The sequence below is a fragment of the Bacillus sp. RC252 genome (assembly GCF_044909215.1).
Lineage (GTDB): Bacteria > Bacillota > Bacilli > Bacillales > Bacillaceae_G > Bacillus_A > Bacillus_A mycoides.
Genome location: NZ_JBIYDV010000028.1, coordinates 42,266 through 62,008 on the forward strand (window position 1 = coordinate 42,266; position 19,743 = coordinate 62,008).

Genomic DNA, 19,743 nt, shown 5'->3' on the forward strand with positions numbered 1-19,743 from the left:
TTCAGTTTACATTTATAGCGTATTCTAGTTTTAGAAAGAATAGTTTTGTTTATAACGAGGAGATGAACGATAATGGAAGTTAGGAATACAGAAAAGAAAAAAGGGAATTGGAGGCAGTTTTTACGTCTCATTCAAGATACAAATCCACCGAAAGGCATTCTTATTTTTGCATTAATAATGAGCTTACTTTCTACTGGAGCGAGTTTGTTTATTCCAATGCTGACAAAAGGTTTAGTTGATAATTTTTCACTTTCTTCAATTAGTACGGGACAAATTGTTGGATTAATTGCATTCTTTATTATTCAAACAATTGCTGCAGGATTGTCAATTTATTTACTGAATTATATTGGACAAAAAATTGTAGCTGGACTTAGAGAACGATTGTGGAAAAAGGTACTTATTTTACCAGTGTCTTATTATGATCAAAACAGAACGGGAGATACAATTAGTCGTATGACAAATGATACAGGTGTTGTTAAAACATTAATTTCTGAGCATTTGTCAAACTTATTAACAGGCGGTATCTCAATTATTGGGTCATTAATTGTATTATTTGTTTTAGACTGGAAAATGACAATTTTACTTTTAACGGTTATTCCATTATCGGTACTAATTTTAGTTCCACTTGGACGGAAAATGTATAAGATTTCAAAAGCACTTCAAGATGAAACGGCTTCTTTTACTAGTGTATTAACACAAGTACTATCAGAAATTCGTTTAGTAAAATCTTCAAATACGGAAAAAAAAGAATATGAAACAGGTAATACAGGTATCCAAAAATTATTGCAATTTGGTTTGAAAGAAGGAAAAGTGCAAGCATTAATTTCACCTGTTATGTCTTTTGTTTTAATGGCATTGCTTGTTATTATCGTAGGGTATGGTGGAATGCGAGTTTCTAGTGGTGCATTAACAACAGGTGAACTTGTAGCATTTATTTTGTATTTAGTTCAAATTATTATGCCGATGAGTCAGTTATCTATGTTCTTTACTCAGTTCCAAAAAGCAATTGGTGCAACCGAAAGAATTAATACGATTTTAGAATATGAAGTAGAAGATCATGAGACAGGTATGAATGTTACAAATGCGAAGCAGTCGATCGTTATTGAAAATGTACATTTTGAGTATAACGAAGAAGAGAAAGTGTTGGAAAATATCGATTTCACGATTGAATCTGGAAAAGTAACGGCGATTGTAGGACCAAGTGGTAGCGGAAAAACAACTTTATTCTCGCTGTTAGAACGTTTTTATGAGCCAACTAGTGGTTTCATAAAATTAGGGAAAGAACCAATTACAGCATATTCATTACAATCATGGCGACGTCAAATTGGTTACGTTTCACAAGATAGTCCGTTAATTGATGGAACGATTCGTGATAATATTTGTTACGGTGTTGAGGGTGAAGTGACGGATGAAGAAATTGAAAAAGTAGCAGCGATGGCGTATGTTGATGCGTTTATTCATGATTTACCAAGTGGATACGCAACAGAAGTTGGAGAGCGTGGTGTGAAGCTTTCTGGAGGGCAAAGACAACGAATTGCGATTGCTCGAGCGTTACTACGAAATCCGCAAATCCTTATGTTAGATGAAGCGACTTCAAGTCTTGATAGTAAATCGGAATCGGTTGTTCAGAAGGCGTTAAATAACTTAATGAAAGGTAGAACAACTTTAGTTATTGCGCATAGACTTTCTACTGTTGTAGATGCAGATAAAATTATCTTTATTGAAAAAGGGAATCTTACAGGAAGTGGCTCACATGATGAGTTATTACGGACACATGACATGTACCGTGAATTTGCAATGCAACAATTGAAAATTAAAGAAGGAGCATTATAGAATGAAAACAATCAGTGAAGGGGCACTTCACTGATTGTTGATTTTAGAGTGCCAAAAAGTATGTTAAGCAGAAAGGATATGATTCCTTGATACCCAAAATTTTAATTGTAGATGATGATCCGCACATTAGAGAACTTGTTTCTGTATTTTTGGAACGAGAGGGTTTTCAAACATATGAGGCCGTTGATGGATTAGATGCTCTTCGAAAAATAGAAGAAGTGAAAGTCGATATGGCGATTCTTGATATTATGATGCCAAATATGGATGGGTTTGATTTATGTTATGAATTAAGAAAATACTATGATATCCCAATTCTTATGCTGACTGCTAAAGGTGAAACATCTCAAAAAGTAAAAGGATTTCACCTCGGAACAGATGATTATCTTGTAAAACCATTTGATCCTTTAGAATTAGTTGTGAGAGTGAAGGCATTATTGAAACGTTACCAAATTACAGTATCGCAATCTATTCAAGTTGGGAATGTACTGTTAAATCGTAAAACATTTGAAGTTAACGCCGGAGAACAAACGGTGACGCTGCCGCTAAAAGAATTTGAGTTGCTCTTTACATTAGGATCTAAAGCGGGAAGAACTTGTTCAAGAGAGCAATTAATTGAAGACGTATGGGGATATGATTTTGAAGGGAATGAACGCACGCTAGACGTTCATATTAATCGGCTGCGTGAAAAGTTTCAAGAAGAGCTATCGAAATTTAGTATAAGGACGATAAGGGGCTTAGGGTATCGCTTAGAGGTAAGTAAATGAGAAAAAGAGAACGAATGAGTAAGTTGAAGATGCTGAAAGTAATTGGAGCGGTAATAGCACTCTTTTCTTTTCTCACTATAATCTGGTCTATCGCCTTTTTTGTATCGTCTAGTCTAATGAAAGCTTTTGAAATAAACGTATCGCCTTTTATTAGTTTTCTAATTAGTGATATGGTCGGCTTTGTTTTTATCGTTCTTATTTGGACATTAATCGGGATTTTAATGAGACCGAAGCGAGAGGCGATGATTTGGACGATCATTGAACCGATACAAAAAATTGCAAAAGGGGACTTCTCTGTAAAAATACGGAATGAAGAAAAGTATGATGGCGAAATTGGTGTGCTTGTAAAAAGTATTAACGATATGACGGATGAACTTAATGCAATGGAGAAAATGAGACAAGAATTTGTATCGAATGTTTCTCATGAAATACAGTCGCCATTAACATCTATTAAGGGATTTGCTCGAGCGCTACAAGATGATAATCTACCAGTTGAAAAAAGAAAACATTATCTTACTATTATTGAAACTGAAACAACGCGATTATCTAAATTGAGTCAAAATTTATTGAAGCTAACACTTTTAGAGTCAGAGGAGTATTCACCAGAAAGAGCCACTTATCGATTAGATCAACAGTTGAAACAAATTGTGTTAAATAGTGAGCCTCTTTGGGATGAAAAAGGACTTGAGTTAGATCTCGATATGGATAAAGTGTGTGTTACTGCAGACAAAGAAAGTATGAGCCAAGTATGGATTAATTTAATTCATAACAGTATTAAATTCACACCAAATGGTGGCACGATTACAATTCATTTAAAAGAACATAAGGAATTCTTGGAAGTAAGTATTCATGATACGGGAATTGGTATATCCGAAGAACAGAAACAACATATTTTTGAACGTTTTTATAAAGCGGATTCTTCACGAAACCGTGCTTATGGAGGAAGTGGATTAGGTCTAGCAATTGTAAAAAAAGTACTCGACCTTCATCAAGGAAAAATAAAAGTTGAGAGTGTAGAAGGAAATGGTACAGAATTTATTGTGCGTATTCCAAATCATGAAGAAAAATAGTGTTATAAGGAGGCCTTCTAACACTATTTTTCTTTAAAAATGCATTTAACATTACTATAGTTACCTATAAGTAACCTACGCACATAAAAGTGCATCATTGCCTTTTTACATAAACATAGATACACTTTTAATATAATAAACAACTGAGAAGATTAAGGAGTGTTACACTTGGCAGAATTATTACAAGGGAAAAATGCTTTAATTACAGGAGCAGGTAGAGGGATTGGTCGCGCTGTAGCGATCGCATTAGCGAAAGAAGGCGTAAATGTTGGTCTTTTAGCTCGTTCAGAAGAAAACTTAAAAGCAGTTGCGAAAGAAGTAGAAGCAGAAGGCGTAAAAGCTGTTATTGCGACTGCTGACGTATCTTCATATGAAGAGGTAACTACTGCAATTGAAACATTAAAAAATGGTTTAGGATCTATCGATATTTTAATTAATAACGCTGGTATTTCTAAATTCGGTAAGTTTTTAGAATTAGACGTTGCTGATTGGGAAAAAATCATTCAAGTAAACTTAATGGGTGTATACTATGCAACTCGTGCAGCTTTACCAAGTATGATTGAACAACAATCTGGTGATATTATTAATATTTCATCTACAGCAGGACAAAAAGGTGCACCTGTAACAAGTGCATATAGTGCTTCTAAATTTGGTGTTCTTGGTTTAACAGAATCGTTAGCAATGGAAGTTCGTAAACATAATATCCGTGTAACAGCTTTAACTCCAAGTACAGTAGCAACTGACATGGCTGTAGACTTAGGATTAACTGATGGAAACCCTGATAAAGTAATGCAAGCGGAAGATATTGCAGAGTTTATCGTAGCGCAGCTGAAATTAAATAAACGTACATTTATTAAATCAGCAGGACTTTGGTCTACTAATCCGTAAGGGATAAATTTATAAACAAAAGAAGGGATATCTATTCTGTAATGGAGTGGGTGTCCCTTCTTTCTTTTTGTTTATAGGACAGAATTTTTGGTATAATCAAATATAAATGGTAGAAAAGCATTGGAAAATTGAAGGAGATGGTATTTACATGAGTACAATTGAGAAATGGACGGCTGTTGATCAATATATGAGTGATGTATTAATACCAAAAGATTCTACATTAGAAGAAGTTCTTCAAGCAAATGCTTCAGCTAATTTGCCGGCACATGATGTATCGCCAACTCAAGGGAAGTTTTTACAACTATTAGTACAAATCCAAGGAGCTCGTAACATTTTAGAAATTGGCACTCTAGGCGGATATAGTACAATATGGCTTGCAAGAGCATTGCCATCTGGAGGGCGAATTGTTACATTAGAAGCAAGTGAAAAGCATGCTGAAATTGCACGGAGCAATATTGAGCGTGCCAATTTGAATGATAGAATTGAAATACGATTAGGATTAGCGTTAGATTCTTTAAAACAAATAGAAAATGAGAAGTATGAACCATTTGATTTTATTTTCATAGATGCGGATAAACAAAATAACCCTGCTTATTTTGAATGGGCACTGAAACTATCACGCCCTGGTACTGTAATTATTGGGGATAACGTAGTACGTGAAGGAGAAGTTATTGACAATACTAGCAGCGATCCTCGTGTACAAGGGATACGTCGTTTCTATGAGATAATAGCTGCTGAGCCACGTGTAAGTGCTACAGCGCTTCAAACTGTCGGAAGTAAAGGATACGATGGATTTGTAATGGCAGTCGTTAAAGAATGATGTAAGGAGATAAGTGGAATGAAAAAGATGTTTGAACAATTATAACGTGTATCGTGTACAACGCAGTTAGCTCGTGGCCCTCCGATATACATAACGCTATATGTTATATTAAAAAATTGGAGGTTGTGAGTAGATGAGAACGGAAAAAGAAATGCTAGACTTAATTATAAATACAGCAAAAGAGGATGAAAGAATTCGAGCTGTCATCATGAATGGGTCACGTGTGAATCCAAATGTGAAAAAAGATTGTTTTCAAGACTATGATATTATTTATGTTGTAAAAGATATACAATCTTTTACGTGTAATCATAGTTGGATTAATAGATTTGGAGAAATAATGATTGTGCAAATGCCGGAAGAAATGTCGTTAGTTCCAGCGGATGAAGACGGGAAATTTCCGTATTTAATGCAGTTTATGGATGGAAACCGGATTGATTTAATGCTAGTTCCAGTGGATTTAATAAATAAATTTATTGGACAGGATAGTTTAAGTAAATTGCTACTTGATAAAGATAATTGTATTGGCGAGTTTGCACCAGCAAACGATAATGATTACACGATAAAAAAGCCTACAGAAAAAGAGTTTTTGGATTGCTGTAATGAATTTTGGTGGTGCAGTACAAATGTAGGAAAAGGATTGTGGCGCGAGGAACTTTCTTATGCGAAAGGGATGCTTGAAGGCCCTGTACGAGATATGTTGGTTGTAATGCTAGAGTGGCATATCGGTATGAAAACAGAGTTTACAGTTAATGCTGGGAAGTTTGGAAAGCATTTCGAACAATATGTTGAAAAAGATGTCTGGGAGCAGTTTAAAAGGACATTTTCAAATGCAGAATATGAAAACATTTGGGATTCATTTTTCGTAATGGGTGATTTATTTAGGAAAGTTGCGAACGAAATTGCTAACACTTATGAATATCAATATCCGCAAGATGCCGATGACAAAGTGTCGAGTTATTTAAAGCATGTAAGAAAATTACCGAAAGATAGTAAAGTAATTTATTAAGTATATAAATCAATAAGACTGTCCTAATTACGGACAGTCTTATTTTTGTTCATGAATAAGAATTTCTCTAACAAAGTGCAGCTGAATCACATATGAAATTTTAGGGAGGTTTTTATCATGTATTATTTTTATTCACCAGAAATGTTCGTTCCATTTCCTTTGGGGCTAGAACGCAATATTTCGTATGCTTATATGCCATATCATTCATTTTATTATGGAGACTATGTAAATGCGATGCCATACGCATTACATGTTCCTCAAAATTATGAAGCCGAAATGAAAGAAGAGGATCGAGGGTCATGGACACCATTTTCGTGGGCCGAAAAATATGCGTATGCATTTTCAGGACCATACAATAAAGCAGAAGTGGCTCTTACATTTGATGATGGACCAGATTTAGTATTTACGCCAAAAATTTTAGATAAGTTAAAACAACATAATGTAAAAGCTACTTTTTTCCTGCTTGGTGAAAATGCAGAAAGGTATCCAAATGTAGTAAAGCGTATCGCTAATGAAGGGCATGTAATTGGTAATCATACGTATAGTCATCCGAATTTAGCGAAAGTGAATGAGGCTGAGTACCATAATCAAATTATAAAAACGGAAGAAATATTAAATCGTTTAGCTGGTTATGCACCGAAGTTTATACGTCCGCCGTACGGTGAAATACTTGAAAATCAATTGAAGTGGGCGACAGAACAAAATTTTATGATTGTACAGTGGAGTGTTGATACGGTTGATTGGAAAGGTGTAAGTGCTGATACAATTACAAATAATGTGTTAGGGAATTCATTTCCAGGTAGTGTTATACTTCAACATTCAACTCCAGGTGGACATTTACAAGGATCAGTAGAGGCGCTAGACAAAATCATTCCACAGTTAAAAACGAAAGGAGCGCGTTTTGTAACACTTCCAAGTATGTTCCAGACATCTAAAGAGAGAAAGTGAAAATGTTAATAATTGGAACATATAAAGTTGTATAGTATAATGAAAGTGTAAGTTAGGAGGTGGATATGATTGATGTATGCACTAGTAAACATAGGAATAAGCATATTGATTGGTATTATATTTATACTTGCCGCACTTATTCTTCAAAAAAATCCACCAACGGATATTAACGCAGCATACGGTTACCGTACGAAACGATCAATGAAAAATAAGGAATTATGGGATGCGGGTAACAAGTATAGTGCAGAAGTGATGAATCAAAATGGATTTATTATGATGTTAATTGGAAGTGTTATTAGTATATTGTTTAGATATCCCCATACAACAGCAGTGATTATGGCTGTCATGCTATTGTTAATTATACGTTTAATCATACGAGTAGAGAAAAAATTAAAGATACTTGAGCAATAAAAAAATAAGACTCCCGAATAAAGTAAGCTGGGAGTCTTATTTTTTTATAAACTATTTTTGTTTAGCAATTCTTGTCCTTGCACTATAACAAATTCATAGTATTCAAGATCATACGGATAAATATCTTCAAATGTTATTGTTATCGGTTTACTGTTTAGAGCAGAAATAGTCGTTATAGATGAAATATCCCTTTTTAATAGTTGTAGAAAAGAAGTTGCATGTACTTTCATCACATCGTCTACTTCTTCACCTGGTGCAAATGAAAGTGGTTGTATCACGTTGTGAAAATACATATGACAAAATTCACGATCAGTAAGATTTGAAATTTCATAATCTATTTTATAGATTCCTTTGTATGTTAAATCAGTAGTTTGAAAGGAAAGCCCCAATTCTTCTTCAATTTCACGAAGGCCGCCAATTTGTACATCTTCATCATGCATAATATGTCCGGCGGATGTAATATCCCATATACCCGGAGCTTCTTTTTTATTATTAGAGCGTAATTGGAAATATAAGAACATATCCTCAGCATCTTTTTCTACAAACCAGCAATGAAATGTTTCGTGCCAATCACCGTCACGATGCACGTCATCACGTAATTTCTTTCCAAGTGTATTTCTTTCAGGATCAAATATTGTTAACCACTCTGTCATTTTAATTCCCCTTTCTGCAAATTTTATTATACAATATTTGTATCGAATTTTGGGAAAATAAAGAAAAAGGAGTGATTATTAGTGAAGATAGAGAGTAAGGAAATAAAATCAATAATTTCAACTGAGGAAGAATTACGACAAATATTGGGGCAACCGAGTGAGCGGGCTTTGAAAAAAGTTATTTCATCACTTGATCATCATTGTGTAGATTTTCTGTCTAAATCTCCTTTTCTAGTATTATCTACTGCAAATAAATTCGGAGAGTGTGACGCTTCGCCGAGGGGAGACGCACCTGGATTTGTATATGTTTTAAATGAAAATAAAATTGTTATTCCAGAAAGACCGGGAAATCGTCGTATAGACTCTATTTTAAATATTATTTCAAATCCACACGTAGGGTTAATCTTTTTTATTCCGGGTCTTGGGGAAACACTCCGAATAAACGGTAAAGCATATATTACAAACGATGAAGAAATTTTGAAAGAAATGCAGGCGAATGGACGTAATCCGTTACTTGGAATTGTTTTGGAAATAGAAGAATGCTATATTCATTGTGCAAAAGCTTTTATTCGTTCAAAAATGTGGAATCCAGAATCGTGGTTAAATAAAAAAGAGCTACCTTCAGCAGCGAAGATGTTATTAGAGCATGCGAAAGTGAATGCTTCAGAAGAGGATGTTGCGCGTTCTTTAGAAGAAAGTTATACGAAAAGATTGTATTAAAAATATTTTATAAATATAGTTTTAGGAAGTGGGAGGCTTCTCGTTTTAGAATGAATTATTTATATATGAACTGCTGATTTACAAGTTATAAATTTAAAATATAGGTAATAAGAGAAGTCTTTGTAAAATGTTATTGTGAAATATAATAAAAAAGTATCTTTAAAATAGTGAGTGAAAATAGGCTTGCTTTTTAAAATTTTCATAACTATAATAAGTTAACAAATAGACATGAACGAAAAAGTAACGATAAGGACATGAGATGATTTTTACGGTTTACAGAGAGGGAAGACAAGGCTGTGAGCTTCCTAACACGAAAAATGATCTTACCACCTTTGAACTTCAATAGTGAACGAGTAATCTAGTAATTATTGACGGTATCAGCCGTTATCTGAGCTTGAGCAATCTAGAAGAAAGTAAGTCTAGGTTGGAACAAGGGTGGAACCACGAAAACACATTCGTCCCTTTCCTAGGGATGAGTGTGTTTTTTTATAGTTTTTAAGATTGAAAATTTAAAATAATTAAAAAATAGTATTGATTTTGTTTTTTATGCGAGTATAATGAGTTAACAAATAAACATGAGCGAAAATGTAACGATAAGGACATGAGAACATTTTTACGGTTTACAGAGAGGGAAGCCAAAGGCTGTGAGCTTCCTAACACGAGAAATGATCTTACCACCTTTGAACTTCAATAGTGAACGAGTAATCTAGTAATTATTGACGGTATCAGCCGTTATCTGAACTTGAGCAATCTAGAAGAAAGTAAGTCTAGGTTGGAACAAGGGTGGAACCACGAAAACACATTCGTCCCTTTCCTAGGGATGAGTGTGTTTTTTTTATCCCGCATTAATGGTCAGTAAGACTCCCATCTCAAAATTTGGCGGATGCGAGGGAGTAAGACGGGAGATTAACTGTCCGTAAAAGCCCGATTGGTTCAACTAATAATCAGTGAGGCATGGACAAAATCCCCACTGATTAAAGTTTCACTTTATTACTTTGAAAGGAGGTGCGGTAACATGAAACGATTAGTACGTACGGAAATAACCATCACCTGCATGATTAAAAAGCAGAGTAAGGTGATTCATAGGTGTAACAATTAAACTATTTAGGAGGAGATTAGAAGATGAATAACGTTATTAATGTTGGGGTATTAGGGTTAGGTACTGTCGGAAGTGGTGTTGTCCATATTTTGAAAGAACATTATAAAAAAATTACTCTTGATACAGGGTATGAAATAAAGGTAAAGACAGTCGTTGTACGTGATTTGGAAAAAGAGCGTGATGTTTGTATTGATGGAATCTTAGTAACAAGTAATGTCGATGAAGTTCTAAATGATTCAAATATTGATATTGTAGTAGAGGTAATGGGCGGAATTGAAGAAGCGAAAGAGCATATTGTGAAGGCTTTGCAAAGTAAGAAACATGTCGTAACAGCAAATAAAGATTTAATGGCTGTATATGGTGCGGAGCTTCTGCAATTAGCAAATAAAAATGAATGTGACCTATGTTACGAAGCGAGTGTAGCCGGTGGGATTCCAATATTAAGAGGATTATCAGACGGGCTAGCTTCAGATCAAATTGAAAAAATAATGGGAATCGTAAATGGAACAACAAATTATATGTTAACAAAGATGAGTCAAAATGGATGGTCGTATGAAGAGGCTTTACAGGAAGCGCAAAAATTAGGGTTTGCAGAATCAGATCCGACAGCGGATGTAGATGGACTAGACGCTGCGAGAAAGGTAGCAATTCTTGCAAACTTAGGTTTTTCGATGAATGTTTCTTTAGATGATGTTCAAGTTAGAGGTATTCGAAAGGTTGAAAAAGAAGATTTAGAGATGGCCGAAAAATTAGGATTTACAATGAAATTAATTGGTAAAGCTGAAAAACAAGGATCATCCATTCACTTAAGTGTAGAACCGACTTTATTACCACGTCATCATCCGCTATCGAATGTGAATAATGAATTTAATGCGGTGTATGTTCACGGTCAAGCAGTAGGAGAAGTGATGTTTTACGGACCTGGAGCTGGGAAGTTACCAACTGGTTCTGCTGTAGTAAGTGACATCATTTCAATCGTTAAAAATATGAATCAAGTTCCGAAAAATAAAAGTGCGTTAAAAGAACCAGAACCGTATGAATTACAAGGAGATGAAGAAGTGGTTTCGAAATATTTCTTACGTATTTCATTACGAGATGAACCTGGGATGCTGCGCGAAATAACGGAATGTTTCGTTAATTACTCTGTTAGTTTAAAAGAGGTAATCCAATTACCATTAAATCGTGAGCATGCAGAAGTAGTTGTTGTGACGCATCAAACTTCAAAATATCAATTCGAGCAAGTTTTAGGAGCGATAGAAGCTGTCGCAAGTGAAATAAACAGCTACTACATTATTGAGGAGGAAAAACAATATGTATAAAGGACTATTAAAACAGTACGCTTCTTATTTACCGGTGAATGAAAACACACCTGATGTCAGCTTAATGGAAGGGAATACACCCCTGATTCCATTATTAAATATATCAAAACAATTAGGGATTCAGTTATACGGAAAATATGAAGGAGCGAATCCAACAGGTTCTTTTAAAGACCGTGGTATGGTAATGGCAGTTGCAAAGGCGAAAGAAGAAGGTTCAGAGGCTATCATTTGTGCATCTACAGGTAATACATCAGCATCAGCTGCCGCATACGCGGCACGCCTCGGAATGAAATGTATTATCGTAATACCAGAAGGAAAGATTGCGCATGGGAAATTAGCGCAAGCAGTTGCTTATGGAGCGGAGATCATTTCAATAGAAGGGAATTTCGATGATGCACTTAGAGCTGTAAGAAATATTGCTGCAGAAGAGCCGATTACATTAGTAAACTCAGTAAATCCTTACCGAATTGAAGGACAAAAAACAGCAGCATTTGAAATTTGCGACCAGTTGGAAAATGCACCAGATGTTCTAGCTATTCCGGTTGGAAATGCTGGGAATATTACAGCATATTGGAAAGGGTTCTGTGAATACGAGAAAGAAAAAGGATATAAGAAGCCAAGAATTCATGGCTTTGAAGCGGAAGGAGCGGCGGCAATTGTAAAAGGACATGTCATTGAGGCACCTGAAACGATTGCAACAGCGATTCGCATCGGTAATCCAGCAAGTTGGTCTTATGCAGTAGAGGCTGCTGAACAGTCTAATGGTGAAATAGATATGGTGTCAGATGAGGAGATTTTACATGCGTATAGATTATTAGCAAAAACTGAAGGAGTTTTCGCAGAGCCAGGATCAAATGCTTCATTAGCGGGTGTAATTAAACATGTTCAATCTGGAAAAATCAAAAAAGGCGAAACAGTTGTTGCAGTATTAACTGGAAACGGTTTAAAAGATCCTGATATCGCTATTTCTTCTAATAAATTAGACATTGCAAGTGTTTCAAATAATATAGAACAAATTAAAGATCATATTAAAGGGGTGATTATGTCGTGATACCAGTAAGAGTTCGTGTCCCTGCTAGTACAGCAAATGTTGGACCTGGATTTGATTCAGTAGGAATAGCATTGTCATTATATTTAGATGTGCTGGTAAAGGCGGAAGCGGATAAATGGCAAGTAATCCATTCCTTTGAAGATTCAATTCCAACAGACGATAAAAATTTAATTGTTAGCACGGCATGTAAAGTATGTCCTTCTTTATCACCCTATATAATAGAAGTTACTAGTAATATTCCGCTGACAAGAGGGCTAGGAAGTAGCGCATCAGCGATTGTAGCAGGAATAGAGCTTGCGAATCAACTTGGAAATTTACATTTAACAACTGATCAAAAGGTTCAAATTGCTACAAATTTTGAAGGGCATCCAGATAATGTTGCTGCTTCTATTTTAGGTGGAACTGTAATCGGAGCACTGGATGGAAAGAATGTTTCGGTTGTAAGGATTGAAAGTAAGGAATTAGGCGTAATTTCTCTTATTCCGAATGAAGAGCTAAATACGGAGGAAAGTCGATCTGTATTACCAGAGATGTTTCCGTTTCATGAAGCGGTTAAGGCTAGTGCGATAAGTAACGTATTAGTAGCTGCATTATGTCAAAAGAAGTGGGAAGTTGTAGGTGAAATGATGGAACGAGATCATTTCCACGAGCCATATCGTTTAGAACTTGTACCGTTATTACCATCAATTCGTAAATGTGCAAAAGAATTCGGAGCATATGGCACAGCGCTTAGTGGTGCGGGACCATCCATTTTTATTTTAACTCCGTACGAGAAGCGTAAAGAAATAGCTGACCAATTAGTGAGAGTATTTGCAGCTATGAAAGTATGTGAGCTTGAAATTGATCATAAAGGGACTACTGTAAATAAGGAAGAACATATTGGATTATAAAGAAAGCTAGCATCGCTAGCTTTCTTTACGTTATGGAGAATCTATTTTAAAGGGGATTTTTCGGAATGAACATTAATTTTAGAGGTGATTATATGAGTTCAAAAGAGTCACCAGAAGAAAAAAGAGAACGCATGAGACAAAGTGAATTGAAACATAATCCTACCGGTTCTTTGAATGATGGACTCAACAGGGCGGAATCAGGTAGCCCTGCTGATATGACAGGTGGTATGAATTGGAAAGGTACAGGGATATTAATTTTAGTGCTAGTTGTAGGATATATTATATACACTTACTTTCTCAGTTAAGGAAAGCTTGATGGAATTTAGATTTGCTTGATCTAATTATTAGTGAGAATAAAAAAATAAGGATTAAAGTCCCACTGTATTACATATTTTCTTTAAACAGATTATAGTTATACGTAAATTTTTTTTGCTCATAATAGAGCTAGCATAATGCTAGCTCTATTATTTTTTGCCATATTCCTGTAACAAACCTCCTGTATATTCATTGGTGGAGGTGCAGAAGATGAAAAAAATGATAGCGATATGTCTTCTTACAACATTGTCATTTTCGACTTTAGTCGGGTGTGATGTAAAAGGTAATGATGCTTTACAAGAGTCTAAAATAAAGAAAGCGACGTATAAAGATTTTACTTACGATGTAAATCCTGAGACTTTTACGTTAACTGTAGAACATGATGGTGTAAAAGAACAGGCATCACAACCGTTACCAAAAATGAAGGTATCAAATTTGAAAAAAGACAAGGATCATACATCATGGGAATATCCGGATCAAAAAGTAAAAGTAAATTTAGAAAAGAAAAAAGACCACTTAAATATTGAAGTGGAATCGACTGGTGCAGAAAGTTTTACATGGCCAAAAGTGCAAGCTGAAAATTATACACTTCCGTTATGGGAAGGTAAGCAAATTCCGAGTAATGATGAGAATTGGAAGAAGTTTTTAAAGGATGATGCATATTCATTTGCTGAATCATTTTCTATGAAGTTTTTTGCATTAAATGGTTCTAAATATTCGATCGTATATATTGCGAACAATATGTTTAATAATGAATTGAAATTTCATTCAGATCCGAAAATAGGGTTTGATTTTACACATGAATTCCCGAGTATAAATAAAAATAAAAAATATGGATTTCAATTATATGTGACAAATAATGATGCAGTAAGTATTGCTAAACTCTATAAGGATAATATTGCTCGAAAAGGTGAATTTAAAACATTACAAGAAAAGGCAAGAAAAAATAAAGAAATCGAAAAACTTTACGGGGCAGCTCATTTTTACTTTTGGAATCAAAATGGTTTATCAGAAAGTAATGTGAATTGGCCGAAGCTAAGAGAGCAAATAAATAGCCCGGTGTTTAGCCATATAAAAGAGCTTATTCAAAAGAATAGTTCAGAGCCTGGGGAATTGAATGTATTTGAGCAGGTGAGTAAACAAGACTTTATCGATAAGTACCAAAAAAATGTTATTTTACGCTATACAAACGAAGTATTATCTATGAAGGAATTGTATAAAGAGGATATTTTCCCGAAAGTTAATCAGGAAGCTAGTGTGTTATTAAAGAAAAGTGTAGATCACTTATCGAAGACAGAGCTGTATAGCTTAAATAAACATTTATTAAAGTCAGTACTCGGTGATGCAGTTGAAGAAGTAAGTAAATGGGGTAAAGCAGATGGAACGGATATAATAAAGGGAATGAAAAAAGTAGGGATAGACAAAGCGTGGATTGGTCTACCGAACTGGGAACAAGGATTTATGCAGCCTAATTTCGTTACAGAAGCTAAGGAAATGGGATATTTAGTTGGTCCGTATGATTCTTACCATTCTATTCACGAAAAAGGTGATAAAAATTGGAACACAGCTTCCTTTAATGACCCATCGTTATATGAAGAAGCCACTGTAACGAAGAAAAATGGTGAGAAAGTGCAAGGGTTTTTAGGGAGAGGCCGAAAATTAAATCCGACATTATCACTTCCTAGTGTAAAAGAACGAATGAACGACATATTACAAAATGGCCCTAAATATAATTCATGGTTTATTGATTGTGACGCGACGGGCGAAATTTATGATGACTATTCGGCAAAACATTTAACGACACAAGAACAAGATTTACAAGCACGATTAAAACGAATGGATTATATTGCACAAGAAAAAGGTATGGTAGTTGGCTCTGAGGGCGGAAATGATTTTGCAAGTAGTACGATTGCATTTGCTCATGGAATTGAAACACCAGTTATTAAGTGGGACGATGAAGATATGAGAAAAAATAAAACAAGCCCGTATTATGTCGGTGGATATTGGTCACCAAATCAAAATGTTCCAGAAAAATATGCAAAACAAGTACCGTTAAAAGAAGAATATAAGCAAGTATATTTAAATCCAGTATATTCGGTGCCATTATATAAACTAGTATACAATGATTCGGTTATTACAACGCACCACTGGGAATGGGGAAGTTTGAAGGTAATGGACGAGGTTGGAAATCGTATGTTATATGAGTTATTGTATAATGTTCCTCCGTTGTACCATTTAGATGAAGTAGAGTGGAATAAGCATAAAAAAGAAATTACAGAGCATCTGAAAGTTTGGAATGATGTTCATGAAAAGGCAGTAAAAGAAGAAATGACGAACTTTGCATATTTGTCAGAAGATAAGTTAGTACAATCTGCTTCTTATGGAAAAGAGATTAAAATCATTGTGAATTTCTCTAATGATGATGTGGAAATAGAAAAAACGAAAATAAAAGCAAAATCAGCTTTAATTTATAATAATGGAAAGCAAATGATATACACACCAAATGAGAAATAATAAAGTGGAATTTTAATCAGTGGGGGATTTATCCCTCACTGATTATTAGTCATCACCAATCAAAATTTCACGGCACAAACTTGACTCTTTTATTCCTGCTAAATTATGAGGTGAAAGTCTTACTACCTGCAAATAACAGAATGATAAATCTGTAAATTCGAACGTTTTGAAGTGTTAAATTTTTGAAGTTGATAAATAGTGACTTGCCAAAAATAAGCACGAGAGTATAATGTGAAATGGAATACATATTGGATTCATGATGTAACCTTACAAAAATGTAAGGTGATTGAAAGGAAATTCAATATGAAGATTACTAGACATACATTATACTAGGAAAAGAGAAAGAGAGGAGAATGAACATGAGCTCTGAATTAGAACAAGATACGAGAAGCAGTAAAAAACGTTCTAAAAGAAAATCAATAAAATGGTTCATTTTAATTCCATTTTTCCTACTTATTTTTGGAGGAGTAGGATATGGATCGTTTATATATAACAAAGCAAAAGCTGTTGTAAGTGATGCATATGCAAAAATTGATAAGTCATCAAAAAGGGACAAAGAAGTGGAACCTTTAAAGGATAATATTTCGATTTTAATCATGGGTGTCGATGGAAGCGAAATGAGAAAAAGCCAATATGGTGAAGCGGTTCGAACAGATGCACTTTTATTAGCGACAATTAATAAAGATGATAAGTCAGTTAAATTAGTAAGTATTCCGCGTGATTCACGCGTTTATATTCCATCTAGAAAAAAATTAGATAAAATTACACACGCACACGTATTTGGTGGTGTTGAAAGTACACGAGATACAGTGGAAAGATTTTTAAATGTACCAGTTGATTATTATGTGAAGTTTAACTTTGAGTCATTTGTACAAATTGTAGATTCAATTGGTGGTATTGATATTGATGTACCTGTTACTTTCACTGAACAAGATAGTAAAGACCAAGCAGGTATGATTCATTTAGAAAAAGGTTACCAACATTTAAATGGTGAACAAGCACTTGCACTTGCGAGAACGCGTAAAATTGACAGTGATACAATGCGTGGTCAAAGACAACAACTTGTAATTGAAGCAATTGCGAAAAAAGCAATGTCTGTTCAATCTATTAGTAAAATGGGCTCTTTACTTGATGCAGTTGATAAAAATATGAAAACAAACTTAACGTTTGATGATATGCTTGCTATTACGAAAAATATGGCAGGCTCTGATTTGCAAATGGAAAAGATGCAAATAGAAGGAACGGATAAACGTATTGGTGGTATTTATTATTACATTCCAAATGAAAAGAATGTAAAAGATATTTCGAATAAGTTAAATGCGCATTTAGGTGTTACACCAAAACCAAATCGAAATGAATAAGTATAAAAAAAGGTTGGCCTCAGCCAATCTTTTTTTATGGAAATGGACTGCTTCATTTATTTTTAGTAGAAGGGCTACTAGTTTTTTCACGTCTACAGTTAAAGCATTTTAATTTATATAAACAAAAGGTGCAATTGTACGATATACTAGAGGAAAGAATTTGGTAATTAACTCCTGAAATAGAGAAAATAAATTCATCTCATTGCAAGTTGAAAGCGAATTGAATTGATGGAAGATCAAACAGGTTAAAACAAATCTTCTTGAAAGTTGTACATAGTGCAATCAAGAATTGGTATGAAAAGAATAAAGAGTTTGTTGAGGCAGGAACAACAATTTTGATAAAACTCCCATTATAATTCATATGTTAGATTGTTTATATAGTGTAATAAAATAAATAGATGTATAATTATATTGGGTGATTTATATATAAGATTAATAGGGAGAGGAATTCGATAGAATGGAAAAGGCTTTTAAAATTAAACGAGTTGCAGTTGTTTCAGTAGCGATTGCAATAGTAGCTATTGGGTATTTCATGTTTCAATCTATTACTTCACCAGCAAAAGCTGTTGCGAAGCAAGAAAATATAGTGCAGCTTGCAAGTGAACAACAGAAAGTTGAAATGAATAAAACGGCGCCAAGTCGTTTTAACGGAATGGAAAGAAAAGTTGCTTATCTTACATTTGATGATGGGCCAGGAAAATATACGGCTGAATTATTAAATATGTTAAAACAGCATAATGCGAAGGCGACATTCTTTTTAATTGGTGCGAATGTAAAACAGTTTCCTGATTTAGTAAAACGTGAAAATGCAGAAGGACATTATGTTGGAATGCATAGTATGACACACAATTTTGCGAAGTTATATAAAAATGGCGAATATGTTAATGAAATGAAAGAAGATCAAAGCTTAATCGCAAATATTATTGGAAAATCACCTCAATTAACACGTCCACCATACGGGTCGAAGCCTGGTTTAAATGAAGACCTTCGAAACAAAGTAGTAGAGGGTGGTCTTAAAGTGTGGGACTGGACAATTGACTCTTTAGACTGGAAATACAATAAAGTACCAGTGGATGCAGCGGCAGCGCAAATCGCTCAAAATGTATTAGCTGGTGCAACAAAACCGCAAGAAGTCATTTTAATGCATGACATTCACCCGCAATCAGTTGCTGCTGTGCCAGCAATTTTAAAGGGTCTAAAAGAAAAAGGTTATGAGTTTGAAGCATATCATGAAGAGAATCACTTCCCCGTGAACCTCTGGCATGATAACCGTATGTAATGGAGGAATTGAAGTTGAAATATGGAAAAGTAGCAGTAGTTGGAGCATTATCAGTAGGATTATTATCAGGTTGTTTCGGTGAAAAGCCAGAAGAAAATTTATTTACGGCTTTTGAAGCAGCATCTACACAAGAAAAATCTTTAGCAGATGACACAAAAAAATTAGAGAAGTTAGAAAAGCAAGGACAAGAACTTTATTCTCAAATTTTACAAGAAGGTAAAGAGCATAATGAAGCAGTTTCAAAGAAAATAGAGCAAGCTACTGCAAATGTAGACGAGCGTGAAAAAGTATTGAAAAACGAGAAGGAACAGTTAGAAAAAGCGCAGAAAGAAACGACATCCGTTCAAAATAATATTGAAAAACTCGAAGATAAGAAATTACAAAAACAAGCAAAAACAGTAGAAGAATCGTATAAAAATCGTTATGATGCCTTCCAAAAGATGAATGAGAATTACACGAAGGCGTTAGCGACTGAAAAAGAACTGTATGAAAAATTAAAAGTAAAAGAAACGAAGTTAAAAGAAATTGGTGAAAAAGTTAAAACTGTTAATGAGTTAAATGTGGAAGCGCAAAAGGCGAAAGAACAATTTAATAAACATACAAAAGAGTATAATGATAATAAATTAGCATTTTATAAAGATGCACAAATTAAAATTAAAGAACAAAAATAAAGAAAGATCTTAATTATAATAAAAAGCCGGGGAAACTGAAGTGAACCCCGAAAACGGGACACATATCAAAACACCTAAACCATCTGTTCCCTAAATTCTTTAGGGGATAGGTGGTTTAATTTTTCTTGAAT

At 34.5% G+C, this 19,743-nt stretch carries 18 protein-coding genes, 1 pseudogene and 2 other annotated features; of the genes and pseudogenes, 18 read left to right on the forward strand and 1 reads right to left on the reverse strand.

Annotation, left to right across the window (positions count from 1 at the left end; genetic code table 11):
• Positions 1-72 precede the first annotated feature (72 nt).
• The 8 genes from ABH960_RS27150 to ABH960_RS27185 all read left to right on the forward strand — a co-directional run bounded on the left by ABH960_RS27150 (position 73) and on the right by ABH960_RS27185 (position 7,740).
• Complete coding sequence (locus ABH960_RS27150) at positions 73-1,833, forward strand: ABC transporter ATP-binding protein (RefSeq protein ID WP_113938236.1); 1,761 nt, start codon at positions 73-75, stop codon at positions 1,831-1,833.
• 86 nt (positions 1,834-1,919) lie between these two features.
• Positions 1,920-2,597: an envelope stress response regulator transcription factor HitR gene (hitR, locus tag ABH960_RS27155; RefSeq protein ID WP_085310518.1), complete on the forward strand. Its 678-nt coding sequence runs from the start codon at positions 1,920-1,922 to the stop codon at positions 2,595-2,597.
• Positions 2,594-3,667, forward strand: coding sequence for an envelope stress sensor histidine kinase HitS (gene hitS / locus ABH960_RS27160; RefSeq protein WP_404449521.1), 1,074 nt, complete (start codon positions 2,594-2,596; stop codon positions 3,665-3,667). Before hitR ends, hitS begins: the two co-directional genes overlap by 4 nt.
• A 168-nt stretch (positions 3,668-3,835) precedes the next feature.
• The gene (locus ABH960_RS27165; RefSeq protein ID WP_000818985.1) at positions 3,836-4,555 is read left to right on the forward strand and encodes a 3-ketoacyl-ACP reductase; all 720 of its coding nucleotides are present in this window, start codon (positions 3,836-3,838) and stop codon (positions 4,553-4,555) included.
• Between the two features lie 148 nt (positions 4,556-4,703).
• A complete protein-coding gene (locus tag ABH960_RS27170) occupies positions 4,704-5,375 on the forward strand; it encodes an O-methyltransferase (RefSeq protein WP_219302037.1) in 672 nt (223 codons plus the stop codon).
• A gap of 133 nt (positions 5,376-5,508) precedes the next feature.
• Positions 5,509-6,381 (forward strand): aminoglycoside 6-adenylyltransferase, encoded by an 873-nt coding sequence (locus ABH960_RS27175; RefSeq protein WP_404449524.1) that lies wholly within the window; start codon positions 5,509-5,511, stop codon positions 6,379-6,381.
• A 117-nt stretch (positions 6,382-6,498) separates the two neighbouring features.
• Complete coding sequence (locus ABH960_RS27180; RefSeq protein ID WP_016094238.1) at positions 6,499-7,329, forward strand: peptidoglycan-N-acetylglucosamine deacetylase; 831 nt, start codon at positions 6,499-6,501, stop codon at positions 7,327-7,329.
• 72 nt (positions 7,330-7,401) lie between these two features.
• Complete coding sequence (locus ABH960_RS27185) at positions 7,402-7,740, forward strand: SdpI family protein (protein ID WP_404449544.1); 339 nt, start codon at positions 7,402-7,404, stop codon at positions 7,738-7,740.
• Positions 7,741-7,784: 44 nt separating this feature from the next.
• On the opposite strand, the gene ABH960_RS27190 is transcribed toward ABH960_RS27185, so the two are convergent.
• Positions 7,785-8,393: an NUDIX hydrolase gene (locus tag ABH960_RS27190; RefSeq protein WP_404449527.1), complete on the reverse strand. Its 609-nt coding sequence runs from the start codon at positions 8,391-8,393 to the stop codon at positions 7,785-7,787.
• A gap of 81 nt (positions 8,394-8,474) precedes the next feature.
• Between ABH960_RS27190 and ABH960_RS27195 the strand changes: the two genes are divergently transcribed.
• From ABH960_RS27195 to ABH960_RS27240, 10 genes and pseudogenes are all read left to right on the forward strand, one after another.
• Positions 8,475-9,113 (forward strand): pyridoxamine 5'-phosphate oxidase family protein, encoded by a 639-nt coding sequence (locus tag ABH960_RS27195; RefSeq protein ID WP_404449529.1) that lies wholly within the window; start codon positions 8,475-8,477, stop codon positions 9,111-9,113.
• Positions 9,114-9,347: 234 nt separating this feature from the next.
• Positions 9,348-9,579, forward strand: a binding site (T-box leader).
• A 115-nt stretch (positions 9,580-9,694) separates the two neighbouring features.
• Positions 9,695-9,927 (forward strand) — a binding site (T-box leader).
• A gap of 308 nt (positions 9,928-10,235) precedes the next feature.
• A complete protein-coding gene (locus ABH960_RS27200) occupies positions 10,236-11,531 on the forward strand; it encodes a homoserine dehydrogenase (protein WP_404449531.1) in 1,296 nt (431 codons plus the stop codon).
• Positions 11,524-12,582, forward strand: coding sequence for a threonine synthase (gene thrC / locus ABH960_RS27205; RefSeq protein ID WP_404449533.1), 1,059 nt, complete (start codon positions 11,524-11,526; stop codon positions 12,580-12,582). Before ABH960_RS27200 ends, thrC begins: the two co-directional genes overlap by 8 nt.
• Positions 12,579-13,472 (forward strand): homoserine kinase, encoded by an 894-nt coding sequence (thrB, locus tag ABH960_RS27210; protein WP_404449535.1) that lies wholly within the window; start codon positions 12,579-12,581, stop codon positions 13,470-13,472. Before thrC ends, thrB begins: the two co-directional genes overlap by 4 nt.
• A gap of 92 nt (positions 13,473-13,564) precedes the next feature.
• Complete coding sequence (locus ABH960_RS27215) at positions 13,565-13,777, forward strand: DUF6366 family protein (RefSeq protein WP_404449537.1); 213 nt, start codon at positions 13,565-13,567, stop codon at positions 13,775-13,777.
• 220 nt (positions 13,778-13,997) lie between these two features.
• Complete coding sequence (locus tag ABH960_RS27220) at positions 13,998-16,301, forward strand: glycoside hydrolase (protein ID WP_404449539.1); 2,304 nt, start codon at positions 13,998-14,000, stop codon at positions 16,299-16,301.
• 359 nt (positions 16,302-16,660) lie between these two features.
• The gene (locus ABH960_RS27225) at positions 16,661-17,662 is read left to right on the forward strand and encodes an LCP family protein (protein ID WP_113938245.1); all 1,002 of its coding nucleotides are present in this window, start codon (positions 16,661-16,663) and stop codon (positions 17,660-17,662) included.
• 62 nt (positions 17,663-17,724) lie between these two features.
• Positions 17,725-17,985 (forward strand): annotated as a pseudogene (locus tag ABH960_RS27230) (sensor histidine kinase); the annotation flags it as partial.
• A 134-nt stretch (positions 17,986-18,119) separates the two neighbouring features.
• On the forward strand, positions 18,120-18,941 hold the full coding sequence (locus ABH960_RS27235; protein WP_404449541.1) for a peptidoglycan-N-acetylglucosamine deacetylase: 822 nt from the start codon (positions 18,120-18,122) through the stop codon (positions 18,939-18,941).
• Between the two features lie 14 nt (positions 18,942-18,955).
• Positions 18,956-19,612 (forward strand): YkyA family protein, encoded by a 657-nt coding sequence (locus ABH960_RS27240; RefSeq protein ID WP_002086134.1) that lies wholly within the window; start codon positions 18,956-18,958, stop codon positions 19,610-19,612.
• Positions 19,613-19,743 lie beyond the last annotated feature (131 nt).

Coding starts and splice junctions, on each gene's coding strand:
- thrC (WP_404449533.1), top strand. CDS start 11,524: ATGTATAAAGGACTATTAAAACAGTACGCTTCTTATTTACCGGTGAAT.
- ABH960_RS27215 (WP_404449537.1), top strand. CDS start 13,565: ATGAGTTCAAAAGAGTCACCAGAAGAAAAAAGAGAACGCATGAGACAA.
- ABH960_RS27225 (WP_113938245.1), top strand. CDS start 16,661: ATGAGCTCTGAATTAGAACAAGATACGAGAAGCAGTAAAAAACGTTCT.
- ABH960_RS27175 (WP_404449524.1), top strand. CDS start 5,509: ATGAGAACGGAAAAAGAAATGCTAGACTTAATTATAAATACAGCAAAA.
- hitS (WP_404449521.1), top strand. CDS start 2,594: ATGAGAAAAAGAGAACGAATGAGTAAGTTGAAGATGCTGAAAGTAATT.
- ABH960_RS27185 (WP_404449544.1), top strand. CDS start 7,402: ATGTATGCACTAGTAAACATAGGAATAAGCATATTGATTGGTATTATA.
- ABH960_RS27170 (WP_219302037.1), top strand. CDS start 4,704: ATGAGTACAATTGAGAAATGGACGGCTGTTGATCAATATATGAGTGAT.
- ABH960_RS27180 (WP_016094238.1), top strand. CDS start 6,499: ATGTATTATTTTTATTCACCAGAAATGTTCGTTCCATTTCCTTTGGGG.
- ABH960_RS27150 (WP_113938236.1), top strand. CDS start 73: ATGGAAGTTAGGAATACAGAAAAGAAAAAAGGGAATTGGAGGCAGTTT.
- ABH960_RS27235 (WP_404449541.1), top strand. CDS start 18,120: ATGGAAAAGGCTTTTAAAATTAAACGAGTTGCAGTTGTTTCAGTAGCG.
- ABH960_RS27220 (WP_404449539.1), top strand. CDS start 13,998: ATGAAAAAAATGATAGCGATATGTCTTCTTACAACATTGTCATTTTCG.
- ABH960_RS27200 (WP_404449531.1), top strand. CDS start 10,236: ATGAATAACGTTATTAATGTTGGGGTATTAGGGTTAGGTACTGTCGGA.
- ABH960_RS27190 (WP_404449527.1), bottom strand. CDS start 8,393: ATGACAGAGTGGTTAACAATATTTGATCCTGAAAGAAATACACTTGGA.